The sequence below is a fragment of the Okeania sp. SIO3I5 genome (genome assembly GCF_010672085.1).
Classification (GTDB): domain Bacteria; phylum Cyanobacteriota; class Cyanobacteriia; order Cyanobacteriales; family Microcoleaceae; genus Trichodesmium.
Map to the genome: position 1 here is coordinate 1 of NZ_JAAHHT010000002.1, position 5,320 is coordinate 5,320.

Sequence of the window (5,320 nt, forward strand, 5' to 3'; positions counted from 1 at the left end):
AAAATCAAGGTAGTTCTACCTCATTAGTCTAAAAAACGCTATATCCCTATATATTTAGATATTATTATGACAATCAAGTTATATTATCCAATAGGGGTTAATCAATATGGATATCTAAAAATATAACTTATGAATATCTCAAATATAACTTAAGAATTGAATACTTAATTATTTTTTAGTATAGCTACATGATAACGGGAAAATCTATCCCATGCCCTTAAAAAAGGAGATATTATCAAAAAAATAAGAACAATCTATCTATAAAATTAGTCTCCCTAGGCAAACATAAATTATAGGCAGATTAATTAAGTATCTGTGATGTACTTAAACTAATAACTTCTGAACCTAAAATCCTAGATTCTTATATAAATTAACTTAAAATAATATCATTTCAGTTATCAGTTATTAGTACATCCTCCTCAATTAGGAGGCTTTGGAAATCTGAAATATCCTTTCTCTTGAGTCAGTTATATATAGCGTTTTCAGTCGCTTTTTATCCTCTGGAAAAGGGAGACTATTGACCTGATTTTTTGCTTACAAATAATTTCACATAATTATAGTAAAATTATCTCCTGAAATTATTCTCAGAGGGTATCTGTAAATAAAAAATTAAGCCTTGATGTAGGGTGGGGAGGGTAAGGCGGAAATAATCTCACAATATAAAGTCATATTTCTCTGGCCGCCGTAACCCACTGAATACTAGATATTTGAGACATTTATTTAGATTGATTTTACAGATACCTTGTCAGTAAAATTTTTCAGCCAATACTAATTTTTTTAACGTTTGACTTTTAGCTTTTGACTTTTGACTTGCGTGAAACGGTTTAACTTCCTATGCTAATAATATAGCAGTCGAAGCAAAGGTTAGGATATTTCTAAATCCTGTTTGCGGAGCATTTCCCTTAAAGAAAAATCCTTTGACAATTTTTGGAATTAAAAATTCAAAATTAAAAGTTCAAAAATTTTGGTTCTAAGTGAATTTCAATAATTGTTTAATTAAGGATTCAAATCTCGTTCTTTATGAGCGAATTAATAATTTTGAACTGATTTGACAGTTTACTATTCCCTATTCACGCTTCGCGTAGCGCTATATAAACAAATTTTGATTTATTTACATTATGTTGCCAAAGGAGCATAATCAGCAATACCAAAAATTAAGTCAACTTCTAAATCAGTTGCAAAAAAATGTGGCTGAAAAAGAGCTAGGAAAAATATTGGCCATAAACCAAGAACTTCAACAGTTGTTAGAGATTCAGATTATTAGTTTAGATAACTCAGAACTAGACCCATCTATAGCATCTCATATACAGTCTTATTTAACAGAGATTCATAAGCAATTTAGACTCTTGAATGTAGATGTTAGCTTTTTACAAGCATCTCGAAACCCTCAAACAACACAAAAAAGGTTGGCCAATATTAGCGATCGCCTAGACACCCTCAAAGGTTATTGTGTAACTATACTTGGTCAAAACTAATCAATATAGAATTAGGAACAAACAGGATGAAAAGCCCCAAATACGATGTAGAGTTAGAAGATGCAGTTTTAAATGATGTTATCCCCGTCAAATATTGTCCTAAATCTGAAGGTTTTTGGATTTCAGCAAAAGACTATGAAGAGTGGTTAGCCAGTTTACCTTCATGGTATGCTCCAGAAGAGATTTTGCCCTACTACAATCAATTTGAAGATTTTGTACCCTCTCCTTTGGATGGTAAAGCAGGATTATGTCCAGAGTGTGGTACTTATTTGTCACGAAGCAGAATAAACATTAAACGACCTTTTTATATAGAACGTTGTATGAGTTGTGGAGGTATTTGGTTTGATAGTGGGGAAGAATGGAAAGTTTTAGAAGAACTTGGTCTTCATACTAAACTTCACGAAATTTTTTCTAGTCAATGGCAAGCAAAAGTGCGTCAGCATCAACAAGAAATGATTAATCGTGAGACTGTCATTGATAAATTGGGAGAAGAAATAGCTGAGTATGTTTTTCAATTAACAGAAATATTGGAAAATCATCCCCAAGCAGACTGTGCTGCTACTTATATGTTACGCAGATTTGAAAATAAAAGAAAAGAACTTAATGGCAAATTTAGTATAAACAGTTAAAGTTAATTTTAGGGAGTAGGTTTAATAATTAATAATTAATAATTAATAATTAATAATTAATAGACATCTCCGGAAAAGAGGGAACAGGGAACAGGGAACAGGGAACAGGCAGGAGTAATTGATAATTTATCAATAAGAATTGATTTAATTTTTGATTATAGGAGATGTCTAATAATTACCTCTTGTGACCAAGAATAAAATTGGCGAAAAGGAATTTTTTTCTTTTTTATCCATGAATGGGGAGGTTTTGTACCTTAATTTTTCCCTAAAAGAGTATATAAGCCACGCAAAACTACTTACTTAAGTTCTCAAAAAGATGTATTTTTCAATATACTTTTTTTCTGAAAAAAGCTTCTCAAAGACTTATATATAACTTGTTTATTTTGTTATTTTTTCATAAATAAATATGTTCATAAAAAAATAGCTGAAAAAGGGAGGATGGAAAGATAATTTTTTTCTCAATTATTATTAGATAATAAGTTTTTTTATCTATTTAATAGTATAATTTTTTTTAGAAATTATTAGCATAATATATTTCTCTTGAAAATAATATTTGACATCTCAAATTAGCTAGACTCTTACCAAATTAAAATTCACTCAAAAAATACATGATTTTTGTCTAAAAAATCATTACAGAAATGCTATGATTGCTGAGTTAATAAAATCTCCCAGATTGTAGTTATCAGTTATCAGTAAAAAAATCAATTTGCTCGGCATAAATTATTAATATATTGACTTTTAAAGAAGATTTGAAATCTCAAATTAAGTTGATATTTGTCAAATTAAAATCCACTCAAAAAACACAGGATTTTGATCTAGAAAATAATTACAGAAATACTATGATTGCTGAGTTAATAAAATCTCCCAGATTGTAGTTATCAGTTATCAGTAAAAAAATCAATTTGCTCGGCATAAATTATTAATATATTGACTTTTAAAGAAGATTTGAAATCTCAAATTAAGTTGATATTTGTCAAATTAAAATTTACTCAAAAACACAGGATTTTGATCTAGAAAATAATTACAGAAATACTATGATTGCTGAGTTAATAAAATCTCCCAGATAGGAGTTATCAGTTATCAGTAAAAAAATCAATTTGCTCGGCATAAATTATTAATATATTGACTTTTAAAGAAGATTTGAAATCTCAAATTAAGTTCATATTTGTCAAATTAAAATTTACTCAAAAACCACAGAATTTTTGCCGAGAAAATAATTACAGAAATGGCTGAGTGCTGACTCAAGATATCGCGAATTAAAATAATCAATGAACCACTTACTTAATATAGAAAATCTACGAGTAGCTTATCCTGAAAAACGTGGAAAATCTCATTGGGCAGTAAATAATGTATCGCTAAAACTTCAACCTGGTGAAAAATTAGGATTAGTGGGAGAATCTGGATGTGGGAAATCTACCCTCGGACGTGCTGCTATGAGATTATTGCCCAAGTCAGTACAAGTTGAGGGATCTGTTACCTTTGAGGAAAAATCCGTCTTTGAGATGAACCCCTCTCAACTGAGAAAATTTCGTGGTGAAGCAGTAGCATTAGTTTTTCAAGACCCTATGACTCGCCTCGATCCATTAATGACGATTGGGGATCATTGTTTAGAAACTATTATTGCACATCAACCCCATCTATCTAAATCTCAGGCAGAAAAAAAATCTATCGAAACTCTAGAAACTGTTAATATTCCTGCCAGTCGTTGGTCTCAATATCCCCATGAATTTAGTGGGGGAATGCGACAAAGAGTAGCGATCGCTTTAGCACTTTTACTTGACCCGAAATTAATAGTCGCTGACGAACCTACTACCAGTTTAGATGTAACTATAGCATCTCAAATTTTGCAGGAGCTAACTAGACTTTGCCAAGAACGTCAGACTTCCCTATTATTAATTTCCCATGATTTGGCAATGGTAGCAGAATATTGTGACAGTATTGCTGTTATGTATGGAGGTGAAATAGTAGAAAAAGGTGCAATTAAACAAATTATCCAAAACCCACAACATGAATATACCAAATCTCTTTTTGCAGCCGCTTTACATATTCAAGTTGTTGAATCTAATTCTCCTCAAATTCAACCAGAAAATTCTGAAAAAATAGAAGAAATAACAGTTGCCAAAACAGTTAAACCTATTTTACAAATCAAAGATTTAGTCAAACATTACGCCTTAGAAAGTAATTTTATAGAACAGTTATTTTTTTCGGGAAAAAGCAAACTTATTAAAGCAGTTGATGAAGTAAACTTAGACCTTTATTCAGGAGAAATATTAGGATTAGTTGGAGAATCTGGTTGTGGCAAAAGTACCTTATCTCGGACTATTTTACAATTAATTAAACCTACTTCTGGTTCAGTCGAATTTCAAGGTACAGACTTAACCACTCTCTCACACTCTGCATTGCAACCTTACCGTCGAGAAATGCAAATGATATTTCAAGACCCCCTCGCTTGTCTCAACCCCATGATGACTGTCAACCAGATAATAGCTGACCCCCTATTTATTCATAATTTGGCTAGCACAGAGGAAGCAAAAATTCAAGTTGAGGAAATGCTAGAAAAAGTAGGTTTGACTCCGGTAGCAGAATATGGTAGTCGATACCCTTCCGAATTATCTGGAGGGCAACAACAAAGAGTTGCTATTGCTAGAGCATTAATTACTAATCCGAAACTGGTCATTTGTGATGAACCTGTCAGTATGTTGGATGCTACTATTCAAACTCAAGTTTTGGATTTGATGTTGGAATTGAAGAAAGAATTGAGTTTAACTTATTTATTTATTACCCATGATTTATGGGTGGCTAGATTTATTTGTGACAGAATAGCTGTTATGAATAGTGGGAAAATTGTGGAGGAGGGAAAAACAGAAGAGATATTTAATTATCCACAACATTCTTATACTCAAACATTGTTAAATGCTGCGCCTTTATTGCATAAGTAATGAGTAATGAATAATGAGTAATTAGTAATGAGTAATTAGTTTATGGGATATGGGAAAGTTTGATGGAAAAACCAGCATTTTCGGATACTTCACATTTAGGACAATGTTTCTGGTATTGCTCTTGGGAAAATTCTTGCTCTTGAGCGATCGCTTATTATTTAAGTAATTTTAGTTGAATAAAAAGTCAGGCATATAGACGAACGACCCCAGTTAATCTTTATCATATCACAAAAATTGTGATTTTGCCGCCAAAAATCCTTTAACGCGCGATTTTTTG

Annotated in this window: 3 protein-coding genes; all 3 read left to right on the plus strand. The window is 31.5% G+C overall.

The annotated features are described in order from the left end of the window. The first annotated feature begins 1,118 nt into the window (after positions 1 to 1,118). The 3 genes from patD (at position 1,119) to F6K40_RS00795 (ending at position 5,043) form a co-directional block, all read left to right on the plus strand. A complete protein-coding gene (gene patD / locus F6K40_RS00785; RefSeq protein WP_293129994.1) occupies positions 1,119 to 1,475 on the plus strand; it encodes a heterocyst frequency control protein PatD in 357 nt (118 codons plus the stop codon). Between the two features lie 26 nt (positions 1,476 to 1,501). Then, positions 1,502 to 2,104, plus strand: coding sequence for a zf-TFIIB domain-containing protein (locus F6K40_RS00790; protein ID WP_293129997.1), 603 nt, complete (start codon positions 1,502 to 1,504; stop codon positions 2,102 to 2,104). Between the two features lie 1,268 nt (positions 2,105 to 3,372). Beyond that, positions 3,373 to 5,043: a dipeptide ABC transporter ATP-binding protein gene (locus tag F6K40_RS00795; RefSeq protein ID WP_293130000.1), complete on the plus strand. Its 1,671-nt coding sequence runs from the start codon at positions 3,373 to 3,375 to the stop codon at positions 5,041 to 5,043. The last annotated feature ends 277 nt before the right edge of the window (positions 5,044 to 5,320 follow it).

Coding starts and splice junctions, on each gene's coding strand:
- patD (WP_293129994.1), top strand. CDS start 1,119: ATGTTGCCAAAGGAGCATAATCAGCAATACCAAAAATTAAGTCAACTT.
- F6K40_RS00790 (WP_293129997.1), top strand. CDS start 1,502: ATGAAAAGCCCCAAATACGATGTAGAGTTAGAAGATGCAGTTTTAAAT.
- F6K40_RS00795 (WP_293130000.1), top strand. CDS start 3,373: ATGAACCACTTACTTAATATAGAAAATCTACGAGTAGCTTATCCTGAA.